This window comes from Actinobacillus seminis (assembly GCF_002263215.1).
GTDB classification, from domain to species: domain Bacteria; phylum Pseudomonadota; class Gammaproteobacteria; order Enterobacterales; family Pasteurellaceae; genus Actinobacillus_B; species Actinobacillus_B seminis.
Genome location: NZ_NLFK01000001.1, coordinates 314,126 through 340,191, shown reverse-complemented (window position 1 = coordinate 340,191; position 26,066 = coordinate 314,126). Strand labels below are relative to the sequence as shown.

The following is a 26,066-nucleotide window of genomic DNA, read 5'->3' as shown; positions in this document are numbered from 1 at the left end:
GAGAAATAATGGAACTCGGCCTGCAAATTTTGGCGATTTTATTTGTGGTAGCGTTGGTTGCCGGATTTATTGATGCGATAGCCGGTGGCGGTGGTTTAATTACTATTCCGGCATTATTAATGACAGGGTTACCGCCGGCAATGGCATTGGGAACCAACAAATTGCAGGCTTGCGGCGGATCATTTTCAGCCAGTATTTATTTTTTGCGCCAAAAAGCGGTCAACTTAAAGGAGGTTTGGCTGCTGATTTTGATGACCTTTATTGGCGCGGTACTGGGGACGATTTTAATTCAATTGGTTGATAGCTCGTTGATTAAACGCGCCATTCCATTTTTGGTTTTAGCTATCGGTTTATATTTTTTACTCACGCCATCATTAGGGGAAGAAGATCGACAAAAACGCGTTTCTTACGGTGTTTTTGCGTTTACTGCCGGCTTTGGTATTGGGTTTTATGACGGTTTTTTCGGTCCCGGAACGGGGTCAATGTTTAGTTTGGCGTTTGTGACCTTATTAGGCTTTAATTTAGCAAAAGCCACAGCTCATGCCAAAGTCCTAAATTTTACCTCTAACATTGCCTCGCTGATGTTCTTTTTAATCGGCGGCAAAGTGATTTGGTCGGTGGGCTTGGTGATGATGGTTGGACAATTTATTGGCGGAAATTTAGGGGCAAAAATGGTCTTAACCAAAGGAAAAACATTGATTAGACCGACGGTAGTGATGATGTCCTTTATGATGACCGCGAAAATGGCGTATGAACAAGGTTGGTTTAGTTAACAGTAGGTAATAATGAGTAAACAAAATGAAAATCTACGTTTAACCGCGCGCGTAGGATACGACGCGCATTGGTCTTGGTCGTATTTGTTACCGAAATATTGGGGCGTTTGGTGCGGTATTTTTTTACTGGGGATATTGGCGTTTGTGCCTTTCCGTTGGCGCGATAAATTGGCGGAAAAATTAGGCGTGATTATCGGGCGTAAAGCAAAAAGACAGCGCTATCGAGCGAATGTCAATTTGCGCTATTGTTTTCCCTATTTATCTGATGCGGAGCGGGAAAAGATTATTGATAAAATGTTCGTCACGGTCACCCAAGTGATGTTGGGCATTGGCGAAATTGCCTTGCGTTCCAAGCAACATTTACAAGCGCGCAGTCGCTTTATCGGGATTGAACATATTCAACAAGCGAAGGCGGCGGGATATAATATTATTTTAATGGTACCGCACGGTTGGGCGATTGATGCATCAGGCATTATCTTGCATTCCTACGGAATGCCGATGACCTCAATGTATAATCCGCATCGCAATCCACTCGTGGATTGGTTGTGGACAATCACTCGTCAACGTTTTGGCGGTAAAATGCACGCGCGCCAAAATGGTATCAAACCTTTTTTAAGCGCAGTACGTCAGGGCGAAATAGGCTATTATTTGCCGGATGAAGATTATGGTTCGGAATTAAGTGTTTATAGTGATTTTTTTGCCACGTACAAAGCTACTTTGCCGGGATTAAATAAAATGGCAAAGTTATCTAAATCGGTAGTGATCCCTATGTTTCCGCGCTATCATGCCGGGCGTGGTCGATACGAAATGGAAATTCATCCAATAATGGAATTAAGCGAGGATTCTGAGCAATCGGCACGTGCGATGAATGCTGAAATTGAACATTTTGTAACACCTTATCCGGAGCAATATGTATGGATTTTGCGTTTGCTGAAAACGCGTAAAGACGGTGAGGATATTTATCGTTAATTTCTGCGATTTGTGATAAGATGCATAGCGTTTGATTTTGGTCAAAATATTAAAATTTTGACCGCACTTTTTAGGTAGAAAAATGAATAATCCATTAGATCTTATTAAATCTTCTATTAAATCTATTCCAAATCACCCTAAAGAGGGGATTATTTTTCGCGATATTACCGGTTTAACGGAAGTGCCGATCGCTTTTAAAACAACTGTTGATCTGATTGTGGCGCAATTTCAAGATAAACGGATTAGTAAAGTAATCGGTACCGAAAGTCGCGGATTTATTTTTGGTGCGCCGGTTGCCTTGGCTCTAGGGGTGCCTTTTGTATTGGTGCGTAAACCGGGTAAATTACCACGCGAAACCATTGCACAATCTTACCAATTAGAATACGGACAAGATACCTTGGAAATCCATGTGGATTCTATTCAAGCCGGCGATAACGTATTGATTATTGACGATTTATTAGCAACTGGCGGAACGGTGGAAGCAACAGTTAAATTAGTTGAACGCTTGCAAGGGCACGTCAAACACGCCGCATTTGTGATTAATTTACCGGATCTTGGCGGCGAAGCGCGTTTACATCAATTAGGCGTAGAACCCTTTACGTTGGTAGATTTTGCCGGTCATTAATTAATTTTTTATTCAAAGGGAAAACATGAGTTATCAAGTATTAGCAAGAAAATGGCGGCCAAAAACCTTTGCGGAAGTTGTCGGACAAGCTCCCGTGCTGACCGCGCTTGCTAATAGCTTGCGTGAAAATCGCTTGCACCATGCTTATTTGTTTTCCGGTACTCGTGGCGTGGGCAAAACCTCTATTGCTCGCCTTTTTGCTAAAGGATTGAATTGTGAGCAAGGCGTCAGTGCTGAACCTTGTGGCGTTTGTGTACATTGTAAAGCCATTGAAGAAGGAAGATTTATTGATCTGATCGAGATTGACGCGGCGTCTCGTACCAAAGTGGAAGATACGCGGGAATTGCTGGATAATGTGCAATATAAACCGGCGCAGGGGCGATATAAAGTCTACTTGATCGACGAAGTGCATATGCTGTCGCGGCATTCTTTCAATGCCTTGTTGAAAACCTTGGAAGAACCGCCGGAATATGTCAAATTTTTGCTGGCGACTACTGATCCGCAAAAATTGCCAGTAACCATTTTATCCCGCTGTATGCAATTTCATCTAAAAGCGCTGGAACAGACGCAAATTGCTCAACATTTAGCGCATATTTTAACGCAAGAAAATATTGCTTTTGACGAGTTGGCAGTGGAGAAATTAGCCAAAGCGGCAGAGGGAAGTTTGCGCGACAGCCTTAGTTTAACCGATCAAGCCATTGCCATGGGAAATGGTCGAGTGAGCAAAGAGGTTGTCAATCAGATGTTGGGATTATTGGATGATAATCAACCGATTGAGATTTTATATGCGTTGCAGGCGGGCAATGGCGAAGCCTTGATGAAAGCGGTACGACAAGCGGGTGAGCGTGGTGCGGATTGGGATAGATTATTGGCGGCGGTTGCCGAAAATTTATATCACATTGCCATGCTGCAATTATTGCCGAGTAATATTGACGAACAGCAGCCTTTAGGTTTTCTTGCCAAACATATTGCGCCGCAAGATTTGCAATTTTATTATCAAATTATCCTCAACGGACGCCAAGAAGTAGCGTTGGCACCCAATCGTCAAATGGGCGTGGAAATGGTGTTATTGCGGGCGTTGGCGTTTCATCCCAAATTGCTTGCCGAAACCGCGCCGGCTGTAACGGATACAAGCCATGTGGCGACACAAAGTACACTCAAAAATTCGCAAATTTTTGAAGTGCCGGTTGTTTCTCAAACCATAAAAGCTACATATCAGCCGAAATTGACGCCGACACCGGCTAGTACTCCGGCGAAAAAACCGTCGGCACCGCCTCATTCAAGCGCGGCACTATCCGCGACTACTCTTGATGTGTTAGAGGCGTTAAACCGGCTGGAAAAACCGACGATATTGACCTCGGATGAGTTAGAAAAAAAAACTCTAGCGGGTTAAATACACCGCAAAATAGCCAAGAGCAAAAAACTGAAAATTTGACCGCACTTTCTGTAGTAGATATGCCGCCGACAAAAGCGGAAAAAACCTTATCCGCATCATCTTCTGTTGCCAATGCTAAGATATCGCCTGATGAGGCGGAAAATGAAGATCCTATTGATAACGCCGATAATTCGGATACTGAAGAAATGCTATCGGCGGAAACCTACCGTTGGGAATGGATAAATCCGGAAATGGCGGAAGAGGCACAAGCTATTCGCCCGTCAGAAATTAAGCAGGCGATTTTGCAAAATATGACCGCAGCGTTGCAACAACGCATTATTGATACTGCTTGTCAGCTGGATGAATGGACAAATTTGATTGAAAAAATCGGAATTTCGGGCTTGTTGAAAGAAATGGCGTTGCATAGTTTTATTTTGCGACAAACAGAAGATACACTGGTTCTTGGATTGGTTGAAAAAAAATCCCATTTGTCCAAAGAAAAAAATACGCAGCAATTACAAGAAATTATCAGCGAATTTTATCAAAAACCGCTTCGGCTGGAGATTCAGTTGGTCAGCGATAGGCAAGAGGACAAAATGACACCGGCAGCTTATCGTCATAAAGTGTATCAACAATTTTATGAACAAGCGAAGCAAGAGCTGCAAATAGATCCGCAAATTTTGCTATTACAACGTGAGTTTGACGGAGCTCTGGATTTAGAGAGTATTCGTCCGGTTTAACATGAAAAAATAGCAAAAAAGTATTTGCGTTTTTCTATTTTTTAAGGTAGTTTAAAAACACTTGAGTTTTTGGAGAAGTTTATGTTTTTTGTTCGTGTGCACCATCATCACCATATTTCCTGAATATCTTTCGGGCATTTCGGTGTGGTCGGAAGATGAAACTTCCGAGAACAAATGAAATAACATCCAATATTCACAACCCCTCGGAAGCACGTTCTGAGGGGTTTTTTATGCTTTTAATTTCAATAAACAGGAAAACATTATGTCAAACAACAGCAGATTACGTATTGCCATGCAAAAATCAGGTCGCTTGAGTAAAGAGTCCCAGGAATTATTAAAACAATGCGGGGTAAAAATTAATTGGAATGAACAGCGCCTCATTGCTTATTCCGAAAATATGCCCATTGATATTCTTCGCGTACGTGATGATGATATTCCGGGGTTGGTTTTTGATGGCGTGGTGGATCTTGGGATTATCGGCGAAAACATTTTGGAGGAAGAAGAACTTGGACGTTTGTCCGGCGGGGAAAATGTGCAATATAAAATGTTGAAACGTCTGGAGTTTGGTGGTTGTCGCCTTTCCATTGCAGTTCCTCGCGATATGCAATACAACGGGGTTCAAGATTTAGCCGACGCCCGCATTGCTACCTCTTATCCTCACCTACTTAAACGCTATATGCAAGAAGAGGGCGTTCCTTTCAAAAATTGTTTGCTCACGGGTTCCGTTGAAGTTGCGCCGACGGCGGGACTTGCCGGTGCCATTTGCGATTTAGTGTCATCCGGCGCTACATTAGAAGCTAACGGATTGAAAGAAGTGGAAGTGATTTATCAATCTAAAGCTTGTTTAATTCAACGTGCAGCTGCCCTTTCTGATGAAAAACAGGCGCTTATCGATAAATTATTGACGCGTATCCAAGGTGTGCAACAAGCTGCCGAATCAAAATATATTATGTTGCACGCACCAAAAGAAAAATTAGAAGAAATCACCGCACTTTTACCGGGCGTAGAAAATCCAACCATTTTACCGTTGGCACATGATGGCAGCAAAGTCGCAATGCATGTGGTGAGCCAAGAAAATCTGTTCTGGGAAACCATGGAAAAATTGAAAGAAGCCGGCGCCAGCTCGATTTTAGTGTTGCCAATTGAGAAAATGATGGAATAAAGGAAAGGAAAAAATATGCAAACCTTAATTTGGAATACATTAACCGAAAAGGAAAAACAGCAAGCTTTGACACGTCCGGCGATTTCCGCATCTGATGAAATTAAAAGTGCGGTGGAAAATATTGAGAATTTAGTAGTAAGCCGTGGGGATGCGGCATTATTTGAATTAGCGGAAAAATTTGACAAAACAACGCTGGAAAGTTTAGTGGTTTCCGCAACGCAAATTGAGCAAGCCGGTAAGCGCATTCCGGCAGAATTGAAACAAGCTATTCAAAATGCCAAAGCAAATATCGAAATTTTTCACCGTGCGCAGCAAGCGTCAGGCGTAGATATTGAAACACAAAAAGGCGTGCGTTGCCAAGTGGTGACACGCCCGATTTCCCGTGTCGGTTTATATATTCCGGGCGGTTCGGCGCCACTTTTTTCGACCGTATTGATGCTTGCTGTTCCGGCAAAAATTGCTGGCTGTAAAAAAATTGTACTTTGTTCACCGCCGCCGATTGCTGATGAAATTCTTTATACCGCCAATCTTTGCGGTGTCGAAACAATTTATCCCGTTGGTGGGGCGCAGGCGATTTTTGCCATGGCAAAAGGCACGGAAACCGTAGTAAAAGTGGATAAAATCTTTGGACCGGGCAATGCGTTTGTGACAGAAGCGAAGCGTCAAGTGGTGCAAAAAGGAACAGCCATTGATATGCCGGCAGGTCCGTCGGAAGTGTTGGTGATTGCGGATGAATTTGCTGATCCGGATTTTGTGGCAAGTGATTTGCTTTCCCAAGCAGAACATGGCGCTGATAGCCAAGTGATTTTGGTTACACCAAGCCAGTCCTTGGCGGAGGCGGTGAATGTGGCATTGGAACAACAATTAGCCTCTTTGCCTCGTGTGGAAACTGCTCGTAAAGCCTTATCGCACAGCCGTACGTTTATTGCGCAAGATTTGGTACAAGCGGTGGATATCAGTAATCAGTATGCACCGGAACATTTGATTGTACAAACCGAAAATCCGCGTGCTTTATTGGACAGTTTGGATAATGCCGGCTCAATTTTCTTAGGTGCATACAGTCCGGAAAGTATGGGTGATTATGCTAGCGGAACTAACCATGTTTTGCCAACTTACGGTTACACCAAAACTTATTCCAGCCTTGGTTTAGCGGATTTCAGTAAGCGCATGACCGTACAAGAACTCTCGTCGCAAGGGTTTAAAGATCTGGCGAAAACGGTGGAGTTAATGGCAGCTGCCGAACAGTTGGATGCGCATAAACAGGCGGTGAGTATTCGTTTAGCGAAACTCGCTTAAGGGAATATAATAGAACAGGAAAAGAAGATGACAATCTCACAACTCTCAAGAAAAAATGTCCAAGCCCTTACCCCATACCAATCAGCACGACGTTTGGGCGGGTCTGGAGATGTATGGCTAAATGCCAATGAATATGCGCTTTCGCCAAACTTTGATTTAATTAACCGCACTTTTAATCGTTATCCTGAACCGCAACCGCAAGCAGTGATTGAAGGCTATGCGGCTTATGCCGGCGTTGCGCCGGAAAACGTATTGGTTTCTCGTGGAGGTGATGAAAGTATCGAACTGATTATTCGCGCCTTTTGTGAGCAAAACGATAGCGTCCTTTATTGCCCACCGACCTATGGCATGTATGGCGTTTCTGCGGAAACTTGTGGTATTGCACTCAAAAGGGTTCCATTAACCGCGGATTTTCAACTGAATTTGCCTGAAATTGAAAAAAATCTTGATGGTGTCAAAGTGATCTTTGTGTGTAGCCCGAATAACCCGACGGGTACGCTGGTTAATCGTGCGGATTTACTTGAATTATTAGCCATGACTGCCGGTAAAGCGATTGTGGTGATGGATGAAGCCTATATTGATTTTTGCCCGCAAGCGACGATGGTAGCAGAATTAAAAAATTATCCACATTTAGCCATTATCCGCACACTTTCTAAAGCCTTTGCTCTTGCCGGACTTCGCTGCGGTTTTACTCTTGCCGATGCGGAGTTGATCGGTGTATTGCAGAAAGTGATCGCGCCTTATCCATTGCCGGTTCCTGTCGCGGACATTGCTGCTCAAGCGCTGCAACCACAAGGAATTGCAAATGTAACACAACGGGTGGAAGAAGTCTTGCAACTGCGTGCGTCATTGCAGCAACAATTGGAAACGCTGCCGATAGTGGAAAAAGTGTTTGCCGGTGAGGGGAATTATGTATTGGTGAAATTTCAAGACGGATCGAAAGTATTTAAAGCATTGTGGGATCAGGGGATTATCTTGCGTGATCAACACAAAGCGTTGGGATTGCAAAATTGTATTCGGATTACGGTGGGAACAAAAGCGGAATTGGAGAGAACTATCGAAGCGATTAAACAAGTGTGATTGTAAAATGGCTTTGTTAACCTTCCAAAAAAATTCAAAAATTAACCGCACTTTATGTATATTGATGGTGGGCGAGTAAGTCTATCCTACGAGGAAACAAAATGACACAACAATCTATTTTATTTATCGACCGTGATGGTACGTTAATTGATGAACCGAAAACGGATTTTCAAATTGATAGCCTTGAGAAGCTGAATTTTGAGCCGAATGTGATTCCGGCATTGCTTAAATTAAAACAGAAATACCGTTTTGTGATGGTGAGTAATCAAGACGGTTTAGGGACGGATTCTTTTCCACAGGAAGATTTTGATAAACCGCATAATGCAATGATAGCGCTGTTTCGCTCGCAAGGCATTGAATTTGATGAGGTGTTGATTTGTCCGCACAAGCCGGAAGATAATTGTGATTGCCGCAAACCGAAAACCAAATTATTGCAACGATATATTGATGGCAAATTGTTTGAGCCGGCAACCAGTTTTGTGATTGGCGATCGTGCGACAGATGTGCAATTGGCGGAAAACTTAGGTATTCGTGCGCTTCAGTATCATCCCGAAAAATTAAATTGGGATTTGATTAGTGAAAAATTGCTGGGGGAGGCGGTGACCAATATTGGTGAGCGTACGCCGCGCTATGCGGAAGTGGTCCGTAAAACTAAAGAAACCGATATCAAAGTACAAGTTTGGCTGGATGAAACCGGTATTAACCAAATCAATACCGGTGTTGGTTTTTTTGATCACATGCTTGATCAAATTGCCACTCATGGCGGTTTTAGAATGAATGTGCAATGCAAAGGTGATCTCTGGATTGATGAACATCATACCGTTGAAGATACTGCGCTAGCGTTGGGTTGCGCGTTAAAACAAGCTATCGGCGATAAACGCGGCATTGCGCGTTTTGGTTTTGTTCTCCCTATGGATGAATGCCGAGCGCAATGTGCTATGGATCTTTCCGGTCGTCCATTTATCAAATTTAAAGCCGTATTTAAACGGGATAAAGTGGGTGATTTCAGTACGGAATTAACCGAGCATTTCTTCCAATCTATTGCATTTACTATGCTTGCTACCTTGCATCTGAAAGTCAAAGGTGATAATGATCACCATAAAATTGAAAGTTTATTTAAAGTATTTGGACGTACATTAAGACAAGCGATTCGTATCGAAGGAAACGAGATGCCAAGTTCGAAAGGGGTACTATGATTTCTGTACTGGAAATAAAGAGAACAGTAGGTTTTAATGGGGTTAATATTTTTGCTTAGCAAGCGTTATGAAAAATTAAATATATTTCATTTTGCCATTTTTCTGTTTCAAGCATAGAATATGGCTATTTTTAGTTTTCATAGAAGAGAGTTATGCAAAAACGTGTCATTATTACAGTAGATGGTCCGAGCGGTGCGGGAAAAGGGACGCTTTGTTATGCGTTAGCGGAAAAATTGGGCTTTGAATTATTAGACAGTGGCGCGATTTATCGAGTAACCGCTTTGGCGGCGCTAAAAAGTGCGGTCGATTTAAATGATGAAATAGCATTAGAACAATTAGCTAAAAATTTGGCTATTCAATTTGTTCCGCAAAATGGGGAAGTGCAAATTGTGTTGAACGGGGAGAATGTCAGCCAACAAATTCGTACTCAAGATGTGGCAGAAGCGGCGTCAAAAGTGGCGGTGTTTTCACGGGTGAGAACCGCGTTATTACAAGTGCAACAAGACTTCGCTGAGAAAGGGAAGGGATTGATTGCTGACGGGCGAGATATGGGAACGGTTGTATTTCCTGAGGCGCAAGTCAAACTGTTTTTAGATGCCGGCGCGGAAGAAAGAGCGAAAAGACGTTATAAACAGTTGCAAAATAATGGGATTAGTGGTAACTTTGCACAGATTTTGTCCGAGATTAAAGCGCGTGATTTTCGCGATAGAAATCGCGAGGTGGCGCCGCTGAAACCGGCAGAAGATGCGTTACTTCTTGACAGTACCGAATTAAGTATTGATGAGATGATTGCTCAAGCTTTCGCTTATATCAGACAACGTCTTGATATTATAGCTTAAATTATATAGTTCCGTTTATTCATGGAATGAATAAACTTTTATTATCAGCCCCACTTTTTGATGGATAAGAAGTGGACGTTATTAACTTAAATTTAGAAGATTAATTATGTCAGAATCTTTTGCTCAACTATTTGAAGAATCATTAAAAGACCTTGAAACCCGTTTAGGTTCTATCGTTAACGGTACCGTTGTTGCTATTGAAAAAGGCTTCGTGTATGTAGATGCCGGCTTGAAATCTGAAGCGCGTATTCCGGCTGAAGAATTTCAAAATGCACAAGGCGAATTAGATGTTAAAGTAGGCGACGTTATCAATGTTGCCTTAGACGCAGTAGAAGACGGTTACGGTGAAACTAAACTTTCTCGTGAAAAAGCAGTTCGTCACGAATCTTGGATCGAGTTAGAAAAAGCATACGAAGAACAAGCTACAGTAGTAGGTTTAATCAACGGTAAAGTGAAAGGCGGTTTCACAGTTGAGTTAAACGGTGTTCGTGCATTCTTACCGAGTTCATTAGTCGATACTCGTCCTGTACGCGATACCTTACACCTTGAAGGTAAAGAATTAGAATTTAAAGTGATCAAACTTGATCAAAAACGTAGCAATGTGGTTGTTTCACGTCGTGCGGTAATTGAATCTGAGAGCAGCCAAGATCGTGAAGAGCTTTTAGCCAATCTTGCCGAGGGTTCTGAAGTAAAAGGTACCGTCAAAAACTTAACAGACTACGGTGCATTTGTCGATTTGGGTGGTGTTGATGGTTTATTACATATCACTGATATGGCGTGGAAACGTGTTAAACATCCGAGCGAAATCGTGAATGTAGGTGATGAAATTACTGTTAAGGTATTGAAATTCGACAAAGATCGTACTCGCGTATCTTTAGGCTTAAAACAATTAGGTCAAGACCCTTGGGTTGCAATTGCTGAAAATCATCCGGTTAACAGCAAATTAACCGGTAAAGTGACTAACTTAACTGATTATGGTTGTTTCGTTGAAATTTTAGATGGCGTTGAAGGTTTAGTACATGTTTCCGAAATGGATTGGACCAACAAAAATATTCATCCGTCTAAAGTAGTAAGTTTAGGTGATATTGTTGATGTAATAGTATTGGAAATTGACGAAGAACGTCGTCGTATTTCTTTAGGATTAAAACAATGTAAACCTAACCCATGGTTACAATTTGCTGAAACTCACAATAAAGGTGACAAAGTTTCCGGTAAAATCAAATCTATTACTGATTTTGGTATTTTCATTGGTCTTGAAGGTGGAATCGACGGGTTAGTTCATTTATCCGATATTTCTTGGAGTATGCCGGGCGAAGAAGCTGTTCGTACCTACAAAAAAGGTGATGAAGTTTCTGCAGTAGTTTTACAAGTGGATTCAGCAAAAGAACGTATTTCTTTAGGCATCAAACAACTTGAAGAAGATCCGTTTAACAACTTTGTTGCAGTAAACAAAAAAGGTGCGGTATTAAGTGCTAAAGTTGTTGAAGCTGATAGCAAAGGAGTGAAAGTTGAATTAGACCACGGTGTAGAAGGTTATATCCGTGCATCTGATTTAACAGAAGAAGTGGCTGTAGGTGATGTGGTTGAAGCGAAATATACTGGAGTAGATCGTAAAGCACGTATCGTTCACTTATCTGTAAAAGCGAAAGATCAGGCAGAAGAAGCTGCAGCAGTTGCAAGTGTGAATAAAGAAGAAGTTGCTATTCCAAATGCAATGGCTGAAGCTTTTAAAGCGGCTAAAGGTGAATAATTAATTCCCTTGTGGTGCGGAATTTTCCGCACCAACCTATATGGCGCAAAGTTAGGAGAAAGAGAATATGACTAAGTCAGAGCTGATTGAAAATTTGATTAAAAAAAATCCAACAATATCAGTAAAAGATGTGGAAGTTGCGGTAAAGAATATTTTAGAGCAAATGTCATATACTTTAGAGAAAGGAGATCGTATTGAAGTACGCGGATTTGGCAGTTTTTCCCTACATTTTCGTCAACCTCGAGTCGGGCGTAACCCGAAAACAGGCGATCAGGTTAGATTAGAAGCCAAAAGTGTACCACACTTTAAGGCGGGTAAAGAACTTAGAGAACGTGTTGACGTTCAATCATAATTTGCTTTTTACTAACAATAACGACACTTTAAGTGTCGTTTTTTATAGTAAAATTTGGCATAATGAGACCTGTTTGTATTCTAAGAAGGATAGAAGAATAGTATGATCAGATACATTTTAGGATTTATCGTATTATTGGCGGTGGTGCTGGTGGCGATCACGATTGGAGCAAATAACGATCAAGTGATCAGTTTCAATTATATCGTTGCACAAAGTGAATTTCAGCTTTCTACATTGGTTGCCATTTTATTTGGTTTAGGATTGATTTTAGGGTGGTTGATTACTGGATTATTTTACCTAAAATTAAAATTAAAAAATCTTTCTTTAACTCGTCAAATTAAGCGTCAAACTTTACAAATTAACGAATTAACGACAAGTCGAGATAAGGCAGTGCAGTAATGCTTGAATTGCTCTTTTTACTTTTGCCTATTGCTGCTGCTTACGGTTGGTATATGGGGCATCGTAGTGCAAAAAGAGACCAAGATGATGTTAGTAATAAACTTTCTCGTGACTATGTGACAGGGGTTAATCTTCTTTTGTCAAATCAACCTGATAAAGCGGTTGATTTATTTTTGAATATGTTGCAAAAACAAGAAGAAGAAAACGAAATCGAAAGCCATTCGCAATTTGAAGCGGAATTGACGTTGGGAAATTTGTACCGTTCACGCGGTGAAGTGGATAAAGCCTTGCGTATTCACCAAGCTTTAGAACGTAGTCCAAATTATTCTTTTGAGCAAAAACTATTGGCAAAACAACAGCTTGCCAAAGATTTTATGGCAGTTGGTTTTTTTGATCGTGCCGAAAACTTTTATATTGCTTTAGTGGATGAGCCGGAGTTTGCTGAAAATGCATTGCAGCAATTAGCGGTGGTTTATCAAAAAACGAAAGAGTGGAAAAAAGCGATTAATGTGGCAGAGAAATTAGCCAAAATCTCACACATCGCTAATAATGTGGAATTGGCACATTATTACTGCGAATATTCCTTAAACATTTCACATACCGATAAAGAAAAAGCAAAAGCTCTATTACAAAAAGCCTTGGAGGTGTCACCAACTTGTGTTCGCGCCTCGATTTTATTAGCCGAGTGTTTTATTGCCGAGCAAGATTATCAAAGTGCGATCAGAAACTTAGAGAATGTTTTAACGCATAATGCAAATTATGTTAGTGAGATTTTGCCTTCGTTGAAATATTGCTATGAACAATTGGCGCAATTAGATAATTTTGAATTATTTTTAATTAAAGCGAGCAGTTGTAACGATAGTGATGTGGATTTAGCTTTAGTGGATTTGATTGCGAAAAAAGACGGGATCTCTGCCGCACAAGGCAAGCTTTATCATCGGTTGACACAAAATCCGAGTACCTTTTTGTTCCATCGCTTTATTAAGTACCAAATTGATACTGCCGAACAAGGGCGGGCAAAAGAGAGTTTGATTTTATTACATAAAATGGTAGGGGAGCGTATCAAACAAGGGTTTGATTATCGTTGTACCAATTGCGGTTATCAAACCCATAAATTAGTTTGGTGTTGTCCGTCTTGTCGTCAATGGGAAAGTATCAAACCGATTCGTGGAATTGAGCATAATTAATGAGAGGAAAATAATATGAGCAGCAAAATTATCGTTGCACTGGATTATGAAAAAGAAGAGCATGCCTTGGCATTAGTGGATCAAATTGATCCGCAATTATGTCGCTTGAAAGTGGGTAAAGAAATGTTTACAACATTGGGAACCCAGTTTGTTAAACAACTTCATCAACGTAATTTTGATGTATTTTTAGATTTGAAATTTCACGATATTCCGAATACGGTCGCAAGAGCGGTCAGATCTGCCGCTGATTTGGGAGTATGGATGGTGGATTTACACGCCAGCGGTGGTTTCCACATGATGGAAGAGGCGAAAAAAATTCTTGAACCTTATGGTAAAGATGCACCGATTTTAATTAGTGTTACTGTACTTACCAGTATGGAAGATTTAGATTTATTACAAATCGGTATTAATGCATCGCCAATGGAACAAGTCATTCGTTTGGCGAGATTAAGCCAGCGTGCCGGTTTAGATGGGGTGGTTTGTTCGCCACAAGAAGTGGAAATTTTACGTGCGGAATGCGGAAAAGATTTCAAATTAGTGACGCCGGGCATTCGCCCAATTGGTAGCGATTTTGGTGATCAACGCCGCGTGATGACGCCAAATGCGGCAATTCAATCGGGGTCCGATTATTTAGTTATTGGCCGCCCGATTACGCAAGCAGATAATCCGGTGGAAGTATTACGCGCAATCAATGCTTCTATTGCTGACTAATTGAATTGAGGAAGCCATGTCAGAAAGTGTATTGGTTTATTCTACCGAAAGCGGCAAAATAAAAGCGGCACCGCAACCGGTAGCACGCCCAAAGGGCGACGGTATTGTGCGCATTCAGCGCCAGACTAGCGGTCGTAAAGGCAGCGGTGTTTGTGTGATCAACGGATTGGATTTACCGGAAGCAGAGTTGAAACAGTTGGCTGCTGAACTGAAAAAACGTTGCGGATGTGGCGGTGCGGTGAAAGAAGGTGGAATTGAAATTCAAGGCGATAAAAGGGAATTGTTGAAACAGTTGTTGGAACAGAAAGGCTTTAAAGTGAAATTGGCTGGCGGCTAAGCAAGACTACCACAAGTTATATGGCGAAGCTGAAATAAAAAATGTTTGTAGGGTAACCTACAAACATTTTTGTCTTTTAGGGAAAATTTTAGTGGAAAAATCCAACTAAACCCGCCAAGGCGAAGCTGACAAGCGCGAGTATAAAATGAGTTGATTTAGGTTGTATGCTGTTTTTGCCGAAAAATTTAGCTGCGAAAATAATATATAATATCAATAAGGCAATTTTAATGAGCCCCCACGGCGGTACATGAAAACCAAACATGGCGATAATGCCCATGCCACTTAAAATTAATAAGGTATCACTTAAGTGCGGTAGAATTTTCAGCAGTTTTATCGCCCGCCAATTTTTGTCGGACAATTGCATTACGCCACGGATAAGCAGTAACAATAAACTGATAATAGCGCAAATAAGATGCACATAAACAAGTAAGAAAATTGACATATTTAACCCAAGTCATTAAAGAGAAAAACGGTTAGCACAATGCTAACCGTAGGTAAAAAGTGATTATTCTTCCGAATTTTCAACCGCATTTTCGTCACATTCGTCTTCGTCCACTTCACAGATTCGTTCCAAACTGACTAATTGTTCGTTTTCAGCAGTACGAATTAAGCGAACCCCTTGAGTATTGCGTCCGACGATACTGACTTCGTTGACACGCGTTCTGACCAAGGTACCGGCATCGGTAATCAGCATGATTTGATCATTCTCTTCAACTTGCGTTGCGGCGACCACTTTTCCGTTACGCTCGCTGACTTTAATCGAAATCACTCCTTTGGTGTTCCGCGATTTTGTCGGGTATTCGTCTAAGGCGGTACGTTTACCATAACCATGTTGTGTGGCAGTGAGAATTTCGCCTTGATTTTTCGGTACGACTAAAGAGACGACTTTATCGATATTTAAATCTAAGGTGCCGTCATGTTCTTCCGAAACGTCTTCATTTTCGACCGCACTTTCATCATCTGAAATCTCATTGGTTAATGCCAATTTAATTCCGCGTACCCCGGTGGCGGCACGTCCCATGGCGCGCACCGCATTTTCGTTGAAACGAACCACGCGACCTTGTGATGAAAACAACATAATTTCGTTGTTACCATCTGTAATATCTACGCCGATTAATTCGTCTTCATCACGCAAATTCAGGGCAATAATGCCGCTGGAACGAGGACGACTGAACTCTGTTAAGGCGATTTTTTTCACCATACCGCCAGCGGTTGCCATAATGACAAATTTATTTTCTTCATAAGTTGTAATCGGTAAGATCGCAGTAATACGCTCATTTTCGTTCAACGGTAAAATATTGACGATTGGACGCCCGCGCGAACCGCGGCTGGCTTGCGGCAACTGATATACTTTTAACCAATATAAGCGTCCGCGGCTGGAGAAACACAAGATCGTATCGTGCGTATTGGCGACCAATAAGCGCTCAATAAAATCTTCTTCTTTCATTTTCGTTGCCGATTTTCCTTTACCGCCACGGCGTTGTGCTTCGTAGACGGTTAGCGGTTGATATTTGACATAGCCTTCGTGAGAAAGGGTAACCACAACGTCTTCTTGAGCGATTAAGTCTTCTAAATTAATATCGCTGGATGCTGTAGTGATTTCCGTGCGACGTTTATCGGCAAAATCTGCTTTTACTTTTTCCAATTCTTCGCATAACACTTCTTTTAAGCGTTCAGCGCTGTTGAGAATATATAAATATTCATTGATGATATCGATAATTTCATTGTATTCATCAAAGATTTTCTCTTTTTCCAAACTGGTTAAACGGTGTAATTGCAATTCTAAAATTGCTTTAGTTTGTACCTCTGACAAACAATAAACATTGCCTTCTTTTCCTAATTTAGTTGGCAGTCCTTGTGGATATTTGATCCGTTCAGCAAATGCTAACATTTGGGCAGAATCGCCTGCACTCCATTTTGTATCCAACAGTTTTTGTTCCGCTTCAGCACGTGTTTTGGAGTTACGGATTAAATCAATGATTTTATCAATATTTGCTTGTGCAACCGCTAACCCCTCTAAAATATGCGCCCGATCGCAGGCTTTGCGCAAATCAAACACGGTGCGGCGCGTGATAACTTCGCGACGGTGTTTAATAAAGGCGGCGATAATTTGTTTTAAATTCAATAATTTTGGTTGACCATGATCCAACGCGACCATGTTGATCCCAAAGGTAACTTGCATTTGGGTTAATGAGTAAAGGTGGTTGAGTACCACTTCGGCAACCGCATCACGTTTAATTTCAATGATTACGCGAATATCTTCTTTGGAAAGATCGCGGATTTCGCTAATGCCTTCCAGTTTGCGATCTTTGACCAAATCAGCAATTTTTTCGATTAAGGTTTTTTTATTGACTTGATAAGGTAATTCCGTAATCACAATTTGTTCGTGGTCACGATCATTTTTTTCAATTTCCGCTTTCGCCCTCACATAAACTTTTCCGCGCCCTGTTTTATAAGCCTCTTCAATCCCTTTGCGTCCGTTGATGAGCGCAGCAGTTGGAAAATCCGGACCCGGAATATATTGCATTAATTCGTCAATGGTAATTTCTTCGTTATCCACATATGCTAAACATCCGTCCAATATTTCTGCTAAATTGTGTGGCGGAATATTGGTTGCCATGCCGACGGCAATCCCGGAAGAACCATTGACTAAAAGGGTTGGAATTTTAGTTGGCAATACATCAGGGATCATTTCTTTGCCATCATAATTTGGCGAGAAATCCACGGTTTCTTTGTCTAGATCGGTCAATAATTCTTGGGTGATTTTTTGCATCCGTACTTCGGTATAACGCATTGCCGCCGGCGAGTCACCGTCCACCGAACCGAAGTTACCTTGCCCATCAACCAACATATAACGTAGAGAAAATGGTTGCGCCATCCGTACAATAGTATCATATACCGCGCTGTCGCCATGAGGATGGTATTTACCGATAACATCCCCAACCACACGCGCAGATTTAATATGAGCTTTATTATAGGTATTGCCATTTTGATCCATTGAATATAATACGCGGCGGTGAACCGGTTTTAAACCGTCACGCACATCAGGCAACGCCCGTCCGACAATCACGGACATGGCATAATCAAGATAGGAAGATTTTAATTCTTCCTCAATACTTACAGGAGTGACATTTGGGACTAAACTCGCCATTTAGAATTTCCTAATAACATACAAAAAATTAGCGAAATTATAGCATAAATTATGCTGTTCCTCTAATTTTATAGTGAATTTTTACCGCACTTAGGGAATAATAGAGGGAATGTAAACGGCGAAAAACAAAAGGATAATCATGCAAAATCTTGATCCTCAAGAACTTGAAAAATTTGAGAAAATGGCGAAAAGTTGGTGGGATCCGCAAGGCGATTTTAAACCTATTCACCAACTTAATCCGCTGCGTTTAGCTTATATTCAACAGCAAGCCAAGGAGTTACAAGGCAAAATGGTACTGGACGTGGGCTGTGGTGGCGGAATTTTGTCGGAAGCGATGGCAAAGTGCGGTGCAAATGTGAGCGGAATTGATATGAGTGTTGCGCCATTGGACGTGGCGAAATTACATGCGCAAGAACAAGGTTTACAAATTGATTACCAATTAACCACGGTCGAAGATTTTTTACAAAAACGAACCGCACTTCAAGCGGAAAAATTTGATGTAATCACCTGCCTGGAAATGCTGGAACATGTTCCGCATCCGGATTCCGTTATCAATGCTTGCAAAGCCTTGTTAAAACCTAATGGAACCCTGTTTTTATCCACTATCAATCGTACCTTCAAAGCGTGGATGCTGGTGGTGTTGGGGGCGGAATATGTGCTTAAAATGCTACCGAAAGGTACGCATGATTATGACAAATTTATCAAACCTGCGGAATTATTGCATTGGACGGATCGTGCTAATTTAGAATGTCGAAATATGGTGGGGTATCACTACAATCCGCTGACCGGAAATTTCCGGCTGAACAATGATGTTAGCGCCAATTATATGGCGAGTTTTGGGCTGAAATTGTAAAAAAGTGCGGTCAAAATTAAGTATGTGTCGCCTTACATAAAGATTTAACTCGGCTTTTTGCTACATTTTTGTTATCTATTGTAATATAAGGATAGTCGTCATATAAAATAGGGACATTTGATTTTACTGACCGAGGCATTTTTTCCATTAATTTAGCGTGCATTACACAATAGATTGAGCTATTTCTTATATAAAAATCGCCTGGAAAGATCTGCCCCCAAAAAGTTAGACTGCTTTAACTTAAGGACTGAATTCCGTATTCTACAGGACTTAGTCCTTTTAATTTCACTTGAATACGCTCATTGTTGTAGTAATGAATGTACTCATCAAAGTTTGGGCTTTCTGCCAAGTCATAGGCGATGATTTCCCCATTAAATAAATCCTTAATCGGTGATAAATAGAGCTTACCTTCCGCACATTTGAATTCCGTGATGTCTGTCGCCCATTTCTCGTTCGGGGCGGTAGCCGAAAAATCTCTTTTCAATAAATTATCTGCAATTTTGCCCACCTTACCTTGATACGAACTATATTTTCGACGTTTGCATTTCCCTTTCAAGCCCAATTTTTGCATTATCGCTTGGACTTTTTTATGGTTGATTGTCCGGATTTTTCTCAATATCAGCGTGATACGACGATAGCCATAGGTTGAATTCTTGCAACTTTTTTAGAATCGCATTCTCCGCTTCAAGCTCTAAAATACGGTAACGCAAGCGTTCTTCCTCAGTTTTTGGTGGGTGGCATTTTCGGGTATTTCGGTTTCATTGACGGACGCCCTTTTGGTTTGGGTAATAAACCTTTTATACCGTGTTTATCGAAGGCTTGTAACCATTGACTGCCAATACCTGAATTGGCAATCCCAAAATGAAAGCAAGCGTTTCTTGCAGAAAATTGCCCATTTTTAACCGCTTGTATCACAGATAATTTAAATTCGGGCGAATAGGTTTGCTTCTTACCTAAAACAGCTAACCCATTGAAACCATAGTGATGATATTGGTTAATCCAATGACGTAATGTGCTTTTCTCCAGCTGAAAATGCTGACGAGTGAGTGAGCCATTTTTCCCGTTTTGAAAATAAAATTCGAGCACTTGTTGTTTGAAAGATTGGTTGTATTTAGTCATAAAAAATCTGCACCTTAATCTGTTGGCTGTTTAGTCCAACTTTGGGGGGCAGATCAGAAAGGCGATTTATCTTAAGTGTTGGTTGCTTTATTGGCATTCTTTCCATTGACCATTTACCGCTGTTCCAATTATTTTGTAATCTGGTGTAAATGCAGTCAAATTAGCCACTTTACCTATTTCAACAGAACCAAGTTTATTTTCTACATTAATCGCTTCGGCAGGGTATAGATTACACATTTTTAACGCTTCATCTAATGGAATACCTACATGTTCTACCACATTTTTAACAGACTCAATCATTGTGATTGAGGAGCCGCTCAATGCGCCATGAGCATCATAACAGCGTCCGTTTTTCACAAAAATTTGTTTGCCAACAAACGTAAAGGATTCAATATTAGAACCTGCAGCGGCAAGCGCATCAGTAACAATACAAAGTTTGCTTCCTTTGAGCGTTTTGGCAATGCGTATATTACCGAAGGAAACGTGAACACCGTCGACAATAACGCTGGTATAAACATTAGAAGAGTCTAATACTGCACCAACTACGCCCATGTCTCGACCTGAGCTGATGGGGGACATTGCGTTATGTAAGTGTGTTGCGAATGTTGCGCCACGGCGAAACGCTTTTTTTGCAACGTCATAATTGGTGTTTGAATGACCTATAGATACAATAATGCCATTTTCCACAAACTCCGGGATAAATTCTGCTGTTGGATTTTCTGCAGCAAGTGTGATTTTAGTAATCACAGCTGCATTATCAAGCAAAAATTGTTTCATTTCCGGGGTGATGGTACGAATATATTGTGGTTGGTGCGTCCCTTTCTTTTCAACGCTAATATAAGGACCTTCCAAATGTAAACCGAGAGCTTGGTTTTTGTATTTGGCAAGATATTCTCTCATAATTTTGACCGCACTTTTCATGTCTTCATCAGGAGAAGTAATGAACGTCGGTAGGAAACTTGTTGTACCTGACTTCAAGTTGGTTTCTTGCATAATTTCCAAGGTTTGTAGCGAAGTTTGGTCATTGAACATCACTCCGCCACATCCATTAAGTTGCAAATCAATAAAACCGGCAGTGAGATTATTGCCTTTTAAATCAATTGCTTCAATATCTTTGTCCAAATCTTGTTGGGGAATAATAGCTTTAATTTTATCTTGCTCAACGACAACAGCGTAATCTCGTAGCACTTCTCTCCCGGTGTAAGTTACGCTATTAATTAATGCATAAGTCATAATTATTTTCTCTCTGTTTAACTTAATACACTATGAATTGCCCGTTGCTCTAATTCAGTGAAATATTTCACTGTTTTTACTTTCAATTCTTGTTGTGCCGGTTCATCACATACTAATAGGAAATGACGATGCAGTTGCAATGCGCTAATCGTCCAAAGGTGATTGATTGCTCCCTCTACACCGGCTTGTACTGCTAACGCCTTATTATAACCGGTGGCTAAAATCATTACTTCTTCGGCATCCAATAGCGTTGCTACACCGATAGTGAGGGCATATTTAGGCACTTGATTAATGTCATTATTAAAGAAACGAGAGTTGGCGATAAGCGTATCAGTGTTCAGAGTTTTAATGCGAGTACGAGAGCCTAAAGATGAAGCCGGTTCATTAAATGCAATATGCCCGTCTTGTCCGACGCCCCCCATAAATAGATGGATTTTACCGTAAGATTTTATTTTTCTTCATAACGGCGACATTCTTCATCATGATCATCTGTATTACCATTGAGGATATGGATATTTTTTTCTTGAATATTGATGTGGTTAAAGAAATTTTTATACATAAATGAATGATAACTTTCGGGATGTGCTTTCGGCAGTCCTACATATTCGTCCATATTGAAAGTAACTACGTGCTCAAAACTCACTTTGCCGGCTTGATAAAGTGCAATCAATTCCTTATAAGTTTTGAGGGGAGTGCCGCCTGTAGGTAAGCCAAGCACAAAGGGACGATCTTTTGTCGGTTTGAAATGATTAATTCTATTTACAATATGACGAGCAGCCCAAAGGCTCACTTGTTGTTCGGTTTGTAAGGGGATTAGACGCATAGCAATACTCCTTTAATATTTCTATAGGGCGAGCCCAAAACCAGTCCTTATAGAAAGTGCGGTTAACTTTATAAATATTTCTCTTTCAACGCTTTTGCGATAGCAAGCTGTTGTTCCGTTGCCGCTTTGGTCATTGGTTCACGACAATAGCCGGCATCAACACCTTGTAATTTCAAAATTTCTTTAATCGTTAAATATAAACCATTGGCAAGAATTCCTTCAATTAAATCGTTAGTGATGTGCTGAAGAGAACGGGCTTCTTCAAGTTTACCTGATTGAGTAAGTTCAAAAATTTGACGAGCTCGAATGCCATTAATATTGAATGTACTACCGATAGCACCATCTACACCTAATGCAGCAGCAGGTAACATCATTTCATCAAAGCCGGCCCAAATAAGATGGTTTGGATAGGCATTTTTTAGGCGTTCTAACAAATAGAAGTCGCCGGCAGTGAATTTAACGCCGAGTACTTTCGGATTTTTATAAAGTTCACCAAATTGTTCAATACCCATATTCACGCCGGTTAAGAACGGAATAGAGTATACAATCATATTATTACCTGTTTCTGCGATGATGGTATCGTAATAATGTTGGATTTCAGCAAAACTGAATTTGTAGTAGAATGGCGTCACGGCAGATAAGCTATCATAACCTAATTGCGTGGCATATTTACCTAATTCAATCGCTTCATGTAAATTTACACTACCTACTTGTGCAATTAATGCAATATCGTCTTTTGCTTCATCTTTTGCAATACGGAAAATTTCTTTTTCTCTGATATAGAAAGCATAAAGTTTTCACCGGTAGAGCCGCCAACATATAGTCCATCTACTTTCATTTTATCAATATTATGACGGATAATTTGGCGCAGCCCTTTTTCATTAATGGAACCATCTTCATTAAATGAAACTAATAAAGCACTAAAAATGCCTTTTAAGTTTTTCATAACGTTCTCCTATTTTTGACGTTGTTCTAAAATAACACTAAGGGTTTTTTGTTTTGCAATCAGTGCTTTTTCTTCTTCTGCTTGAACGAGCAATGTGTAAATTAAGTCTAATACAAAAGATTGTGCGGTTTGTGTTCCCATAGAATCGCCCTGTAACAAATATTGTCGATTTCCATTATGCAAAACATAATCAGCCTCTTTGGTGATTGGTGAGCGAGAATTATGAGTAATTGCAATAGTGGTTGCGCCGGCTTTACGAGATATAGCGAGTGCGTGTGTTGTTTCGGCAGATTGCCCGGAGTGACTTAATCCAATAACTACATCACCTTTACGCATTAAGGATGCTTGCATATACATAAAATGATTATCGCTAGCGGCATCAACTTGTATGCCAATCCGCATTAATTTATTTTTTGCCCATTCTGCAACCAAGCCTGAGGATCCTACACCATATAAAAAAATTCGTTTGGCAAGACGCACTTCCTTAACGACTTGTTCAAGTACGTTGAAATCCAATAGATTAATGGTTTCACTGATGACTTTATTTAACGCTATTTGAATTTTATTTGCGACCAGCTCGGGTTCATCATCATTTGAAATATCGGTATCTAACAAGGTTGTTATAGATTGCTCTTGCGTAGCGAGCTCAATGACAAAATCCATTTTAAAATCACTAAATCCTTTGAAACCAAGGGTGCGGCAAAAACGGATTACTGTGGCTTCACCCACTTTTATATTTTTCGCAATCTCTGCTAATGAACAGTTATTCAGCAGTTCCGGATCTTGTAATATGTGTTCGGCGATACGTTTTTCCGTTTTGGTTAAACTTGCCTGCAAAGCGGCAATACGCTCTAAAATATGATTATTTGCCATAAAAACTCCTACTTTAGTCAGCAAGTGTACTTTTATAGTAATGAAACCGGCACTTTAACGACAAGTTTTTTCAGTTTCGCTACTTTATTATCTATATTGCAGCAAGGCTTATGTGGTTCATAAGGATAGAAGACAACAAATTGTTGTGGATGAACCTTAATCCAGTTTTTATTGGCGATTTCTGCATTGGTGAGTTGATAATCCTCCTCTTCGTGATAATCTTCATATTGGCTTAAATCCGGCTGTTCAAGACCATATTCCATACCATCAACACCATCAATAATAACTTGAATATCAATATAGCGACGGTGTAATTCCGCTTTTTTATGATCAGCTGCATCAGTGGTTGGGGTCATTACATTCATGAAAATCTCACTCGTAATATTGTGGCGACCATTTTCTAAAGCCGTTAAATCTACTGTTTTTAAATAATCACAAACATCAGCTAATACTTTTGGTAAATCGCGTTTATAATCTTGACGTGTTAAAGTTCCGATATACATATTTTATCCTTCTATTTCATGTTATGTGTTGAGATACAAAGATTAGTATCCAGTATCTTGAGATTGTTTTTGTAACAGTTGCGCATTGCCCCAGGCAGCGGCGCCGATTAATCCGGCATCATTGCCAAATTTTGCCGGTCGTACTGAACAATGATAAAAGTGCGGTTGGTTTTGCATAAATTTTTTAACTAATGATAAATAGCCATCAGCTAACCCTACACTACCGCCAATGACGACTTTTTGTGTATCTAAACTAATTCGTAAATTAGCGATTAAGTTCGCAATAGCCTTAGCAGAACGTTCTACAAGTGCGGTCGCTTTTTCATCATTTTTACGGAATAATTCAAAAACTTGTTTCGGAGAACAAGGATTCTCCCATTGACTGGAAATGGCTTCAATCGCTCTCCCGGACGCAACAGCTTCTACACAACCACGGCGACCACAACCACACATCACTTCATTTGGATCGGCAAGAGTGTGTCCAATATGGCCTGCTACACCATTTGGTTCGGTCAGTAAATGACCGTTTTGTACAATACCGCCGCCAACACCGGTAGAAACAGTAATAAAAACGAAATTTTGTACCGTATTTGGGTCTTCCTGTTGATATTCTGCAAAAGCAGCCGCTTGTACGTCATTAAGTAAAAAAATAGGTTTATCAGACACTGATGCCAAACCTTTGTATAAAGGAAACTCAGCTAAGCCACCAAGGTTTTTAGGGTTTAATGCAGTCAACCTTCCTTGATTAATTATGCCGGTAGAAGCGACAGCAATATAATCAAATTGCCCTTGATATTGTTGCACCAAGCAAGCTAGCGTATTGCACATTGCTATACCTGTATTTTCTTGTGGGGAGGTAATTTGGTGGCGTTGTGATATTTGGTTATTCTCAACAAGGGCGGTAGCAATTTTAGTCCCTCCAATATCAATGGCTAAACAGCGCATAATTTCTTCCTTTTGTTTATTTTTTATAGTAGCGGCATAAGCTTATACTTGCTTAACAGCGGTAACGAACCAATTTACAATATGTTCCAAGCGTGTTAGGGCGGAACCTACGGTTATACAGTCAGCACCTATTTCAATTGCAGAGCGTGCAAGTTCCGGTGTGTTATAGCGTCCTTCAGCCATAACAAAACAACCCGCAGCCTTTAAGTCTTTGACTAATTGGTAATCCGGTTTATCAGGCACTTCGTTGCCCGTATAACCGGACATAGTGCTGCCGATAATATCAAAACCTAATTTTTGGCAATACAATCCTTCTGCCAAATTTGAACAGTCTGCCATGGCAAGACAACCTAATTCATGAATTTTTGCGACAGCTTGTTTAAGGTCTATAGGACGTGGGCGATCTGTACCATCTACCGCAATAATATCTGCACCGGCAGCAGCTAAATCTTCAATATCTTGCAAAAAAGGAGTGATACGTACAGGACTATCGGGCAAATCTCGTTTTATGATACCAATAATGGGGGCGGAAATTGTTGGGCGTGTTGCTTTTAAATTTTCAATCCCCTCAATTCGTAATCCTACAGCACCGCCAACGATTGATGCTTGCGCCATCGCTGAAACAATTTCGGGTTTATCCATCGGACCATTATCAACAGGTTGACAAGATGCAATTAATCCATAACGGATTTTGTTTAGCACTTCTTTATCTTTATGACTCAATTTTGACATATTTACTCCAAATTTGACTTGGTTATTTATCGTTTCTAAGCGATTATGAATATATTCTTTTAACTATAAATGACCAAGATACACAGAAATTAAATTT

At 40.6% G+C, this 26,066-nt stretch carries 22 protein-coding genes, 4 pseudogenes and 1 other annotated feature; of the genes and pseudogenes, 16 read left to right on the top strand and 10 right to left on the bottom strand.

Going from position 1 to position 26,066, the window contains the following annotated elements:
- The first annotated feature begins 8 nt into the window (after positions 1-8).
- From CFY87_RS01670 to yciH, 15 genes and pseudogenes are all read left to right on the top strand, one after another.
- Entirely contained in the window at positions 9-773 is a 765-nt protein-coding gene (locus CFY87_RS01670) for a TSUP family transporter (protein WP_094945566.1), read from the top strand.
- 12 nt (positions 774-785) lie between these two features.
- Positions 786-1,742, top strand: a complete 957-nt coding sequence (gene lpxM, locus CFY87_RS01665; protein WP_094945565.1) for a lauroyl-Kdo(2)-lipid IV(A) myristoyltransferase — start codon at positions 786-788, stop codon at positions 1,740-1,742.
- 82 nt (positions 1,743-1,824) lie between these two features.
- On the top strand, positions 1,825-2,367 hold the full coding sequence (apt, locus tag CFY87_RS01660) for an adenine phosphoribosyltransferase (protein ID WP_094945564.1): 543 nt from the start codon (positions 1,825-1,827) through the stop codon (positions 2,365-2,367).
- Between the two features lie 25 nt (positions 2,368-2,392).
- Positions 2,393-4,482 (top strand): annotated as a pseudogene (gene dnaX, locus CFY87_RS01655) (DNA polymerase III subunit gamma/tau).
- Between the two features lie 101 nt (positions 4,483-4,583).
- Positions 4,584-4,714 (top strand) — a sequence feature (His leader region).
- Between the two features lie 30 nt (positions 4,715-4,744).
- On the top strand, positions 4,745-5,644 hold the full coding sequence (gene hisG / locus CFY87_RS01650; RefSeq protein ID WP_094945563.1) for an ATP phosphoribosyltransferase: 900 nt from the start codon (positions 4,745-4,747) through the stop codon (positions 5,642-5,644).
- Between the two features lie 15 nt (positions 5,645-5,659).
- A complete protein-coding gene (hisD, locus tag CFY87_RS01645; RefSeq protein WP_094945562.1) occupies positions 5,660-6,940 on the top strand; it encodes a histidinol dehydrogenase in 1,281 nt (426 codons plus the stop codon).
- 27 nt (positions 6,941-6,967) lie between these two features.
- The gene (gene hisC, locus CFY87_RS01640; RefSeq protein ID WP_094945561.1) at positions 6,968-8,020 is read left to right on the top strand and encodes a histidinol-phosphate transaminase; all 1,053 of its coding nucleotides are present in this window, start codon (positions 6,968-6,970) and stop codon (positions 8,018-8,020) included.
- Between the two features lie 101 nt (positions 8,021-8,121).
- Positions 8,122-9,216 (top strand): bifunctional histidinol-phosphatase/imidazoleglycerol-phosphate dehydratase HisB, encoded by a 1,095-nt coding sequence (gene hisB, locus CFY87_RS01635; protein ID WP_094945560.1) that lies wholly within the window; start codon positions 8,122-8,124, stop codon positions 9,214-9,216.
- 152 nt (positions 9,217-9,368) lie between these two features.
- The gene (gene cmk / locus CFY87_RS01630) at positions 9,369-10,055 is read left to right on the top strand and encodes a (d)CMP kinase (protein WP_094945559.1); all 687 of its coding nucleotides are present in this window, start codon (positions 9,369-9,371) and stop codon (positions 10,053-10,055) included.
- 106 nt (positions 10,056-10,161) lie between these two features.
- Positions 10,162-11,805 (top strand): 30S ribosomal protein S1, encoded by a 1,644-nt coding sequence (rpsA, locus tag CFY87_RS01625; RefSeq protein WP_094945558.1) that lies wholly within the window; start codon positions 10,162-10,164, stop codon positions 11,803-11,805.
- 67 nt (positions 11,806-11,872) lie between these two features.
- Positions 11,873-12,157: an integration host factor subunit beta gene (locus tag CFY87_RS01620; protein WP_094945557.1), complete on the top strand. Its 285-nt coding sequence runs from the start codon at positions 11,873-11,875 to the stop codon at positions 12,155-12,157.
- 102 nt (positions 12,158-12,259) lie between these two features.
- Complete coding sequence (locus tag CFY87_RS01615; RefSeq protein WP_094945556.1) at positions 12,260-12,556, top strand: LapA family protein; 297 nt, start codon at positions 12,260-12,262, stop codon at positions 12,554-12,556.
- The gene (lapB, locus tag CFY87_RS01610) at positions 12,556-13,743 is read left to right on the top strand and encodes a lipopolysaccharide assembly protein LapB (protein ID WP_094945555.1); all 1,188 of its coding nucleotides are present in this window, start codon (positions 12,556-12,558) and stop codon (positions 13,741-13,743) included. Before CFY87_RS01615 ends, lapB begins: the two co-directional genes overlap by 1 nt.
- Before the next feature lie 15 nt (positions 13,744-13,758).
- Positions 13,759-14,454, top strand: coding sequence for an orotidine-5'-phosphate decarboxylase (gene pyrF, locus CFY87_RS01605; protein ID WP_094945554.1), 696 nt, complete (start codon positions 13,759-13,761; stop codon positions 14,452-14,454).
- Between the two features lie 16 nt (positions 14,455-14,470).
- On the top strand, positions 14,471-14,791 hold the full coding sequence (yciH, locus tag CFY87_RS01600) for a stress response translation initiation inhibitor YciH (RefSeq protein ID WP_094945553.1): 321 nt from the start codon (positions 14,471-14,473) through the stop codon (positions 14,789-14,791).
- An 88-nt stretch (positions 14,792-14,879) separates the two neighbouring features.
- On the opposite strand, the gene CFY87_RS01595 is transcribed toward yciH, so the two are convergent.
- Positions 14,880-15,233 (bottom strand): SirB2 family protein, encoded by a 354-nt coding sequence (locus CFY87_RS01595; protein ID WP_094945552.1) that lies wholly within the window; start codon positions 15,231-15,233, stop codon positions 14,880-14,882.
- A 63-nt stretch (positions 15,234-15,296) separates the two neighbouring features.
- Positions 15,297-17,942 (bottom strand): DNA topoisomerase (ATP-hydrolyzing) subunit A, encoded by a 2,646-nt coding sequence (gene gyrA, locus CFY87_RS01590; RefSeq protein WP_094945551.1) that lies wholly within the window; start codon positions 17,940-17,942, stop codon positions 15,297-15,299.
- Between the two features lie 139 nt (positions 17,943-18,081).
- On the opposite strand from gyrA, the gene ubiG reads away from it, so the two are divergent.
- On the top strand, positions 18,082-18,795 hold the full coding sequence (gene ubiG / locus CFY87_RS01585; protein WP_094945550.1) for a bifunctional 2-polyprenyl-6-hydroxyphenol methylase/3-demethylubiquinol 3-O-methyltransferase UbiG: 714 nt from the start codon (positions 18,082-18,084) through the stop codon (positions 18,793-18,795).
- A 235-nt stretch (positions 18,796-19,030) separates the two neighbouring features.
- On the opposite strand, the pseudogene CFY87_RS01580 reads toward ubiG, so the two are convergent.
- The 8 genes and pseudogenes from CFY87_RS01580 to CFY87_RS01545 all read right to left on the bottom strand — a co-directional run bounded on the left by CFY87_RS01580 (position 19,031) and on the right by CFY87_RS01545 (position 25,969).
- Positions 19,031-19,914 (bottom strand): annotated as a pseudogene (locus tag CFY87_RS01580) (transposase).
- A gap of 87 nt (positions 19,915-20,001) precedes the next feature.
- Positions 20,002-21,147: an N-acetylglucosamine-6-phosphate deacetylase gene (gene nagA / locus CFY87_RS01575; RefSeq protein ID WP_094945549.1), complete on the bottom strand. Its 1,146-nt coding sequence runs from the start codon at positions 21,145-21,147 to the stop codon at positions 20,002-20,004.
- Between the two features lie 17 nt (positions 21,148-21,164).
- Positions 21,165-21,970 (bottom strand): annotated as a pseudogene (gene nagB / locus CFY87_RS01570) (glucosamine-6-phosphate deaminase).
- 68 nt (positions 21,971-22,038) lie between these two features.
- Positions 22,039-22,916 (bottom strand): annotated as a pseudogene (nanA, locus tag CFY87_RS01565) (N-acetylneuraminate lyase).
- A 9-nt stretch (positions 22,917-22,925) separates the two neighbouring features.
- Positions 22,926-23,789, bottom strand: coding sequence for a MurR/RpiR family transcriptional regulator (locus CFY87_RS01560; RefSeq protein ID WP_094945548.1), 864 nt, complete (start codon positions 23,787-23,789; stop codon positions 22,926-22,928).
- Positions 23,790-23,821: 32 nt separating this feature from the next.
- Positions 23,822-24,292: an N-acetylneuraminate anomerase gene (gene nanQ / locus CFY87_RS01555; RefSeq protein ID WP_094945547.1), complete on the bottom strand. Its 471-nt coding sequence runs from the start codon at positions 24,290-24,292 to the stop codon at positions 23,822-23,824.
- 42 nt (positions 24,293-24,334) lie between these two features.
- Positions 24,335-25,237, bottom strand: coding sequence for an N-acetylmannosamine kinase (locus tag CFY87_RS01550; protein WP_094945546.1), 903 nt, complete (start codon positions 25,235-25,237; stop codon positions 24,335-24,337).
- Between the two features lie 42 nt (positions 25,238-25,279).
- Positions 25,280-25,969 (bottom strand): N-acetylmannosamine-6-phosphate 2-epimerase, encoded by a 690-nt coding sequence (locus tag CFY87_RS01545; protein ID WP_094945545.1) that lies wholly within the window; start codon positions 25,967-25,969, stop codon positions 25,280-25,282.
- Positions 25,970-26,066 lie beyond the last annotated feature (97 nt).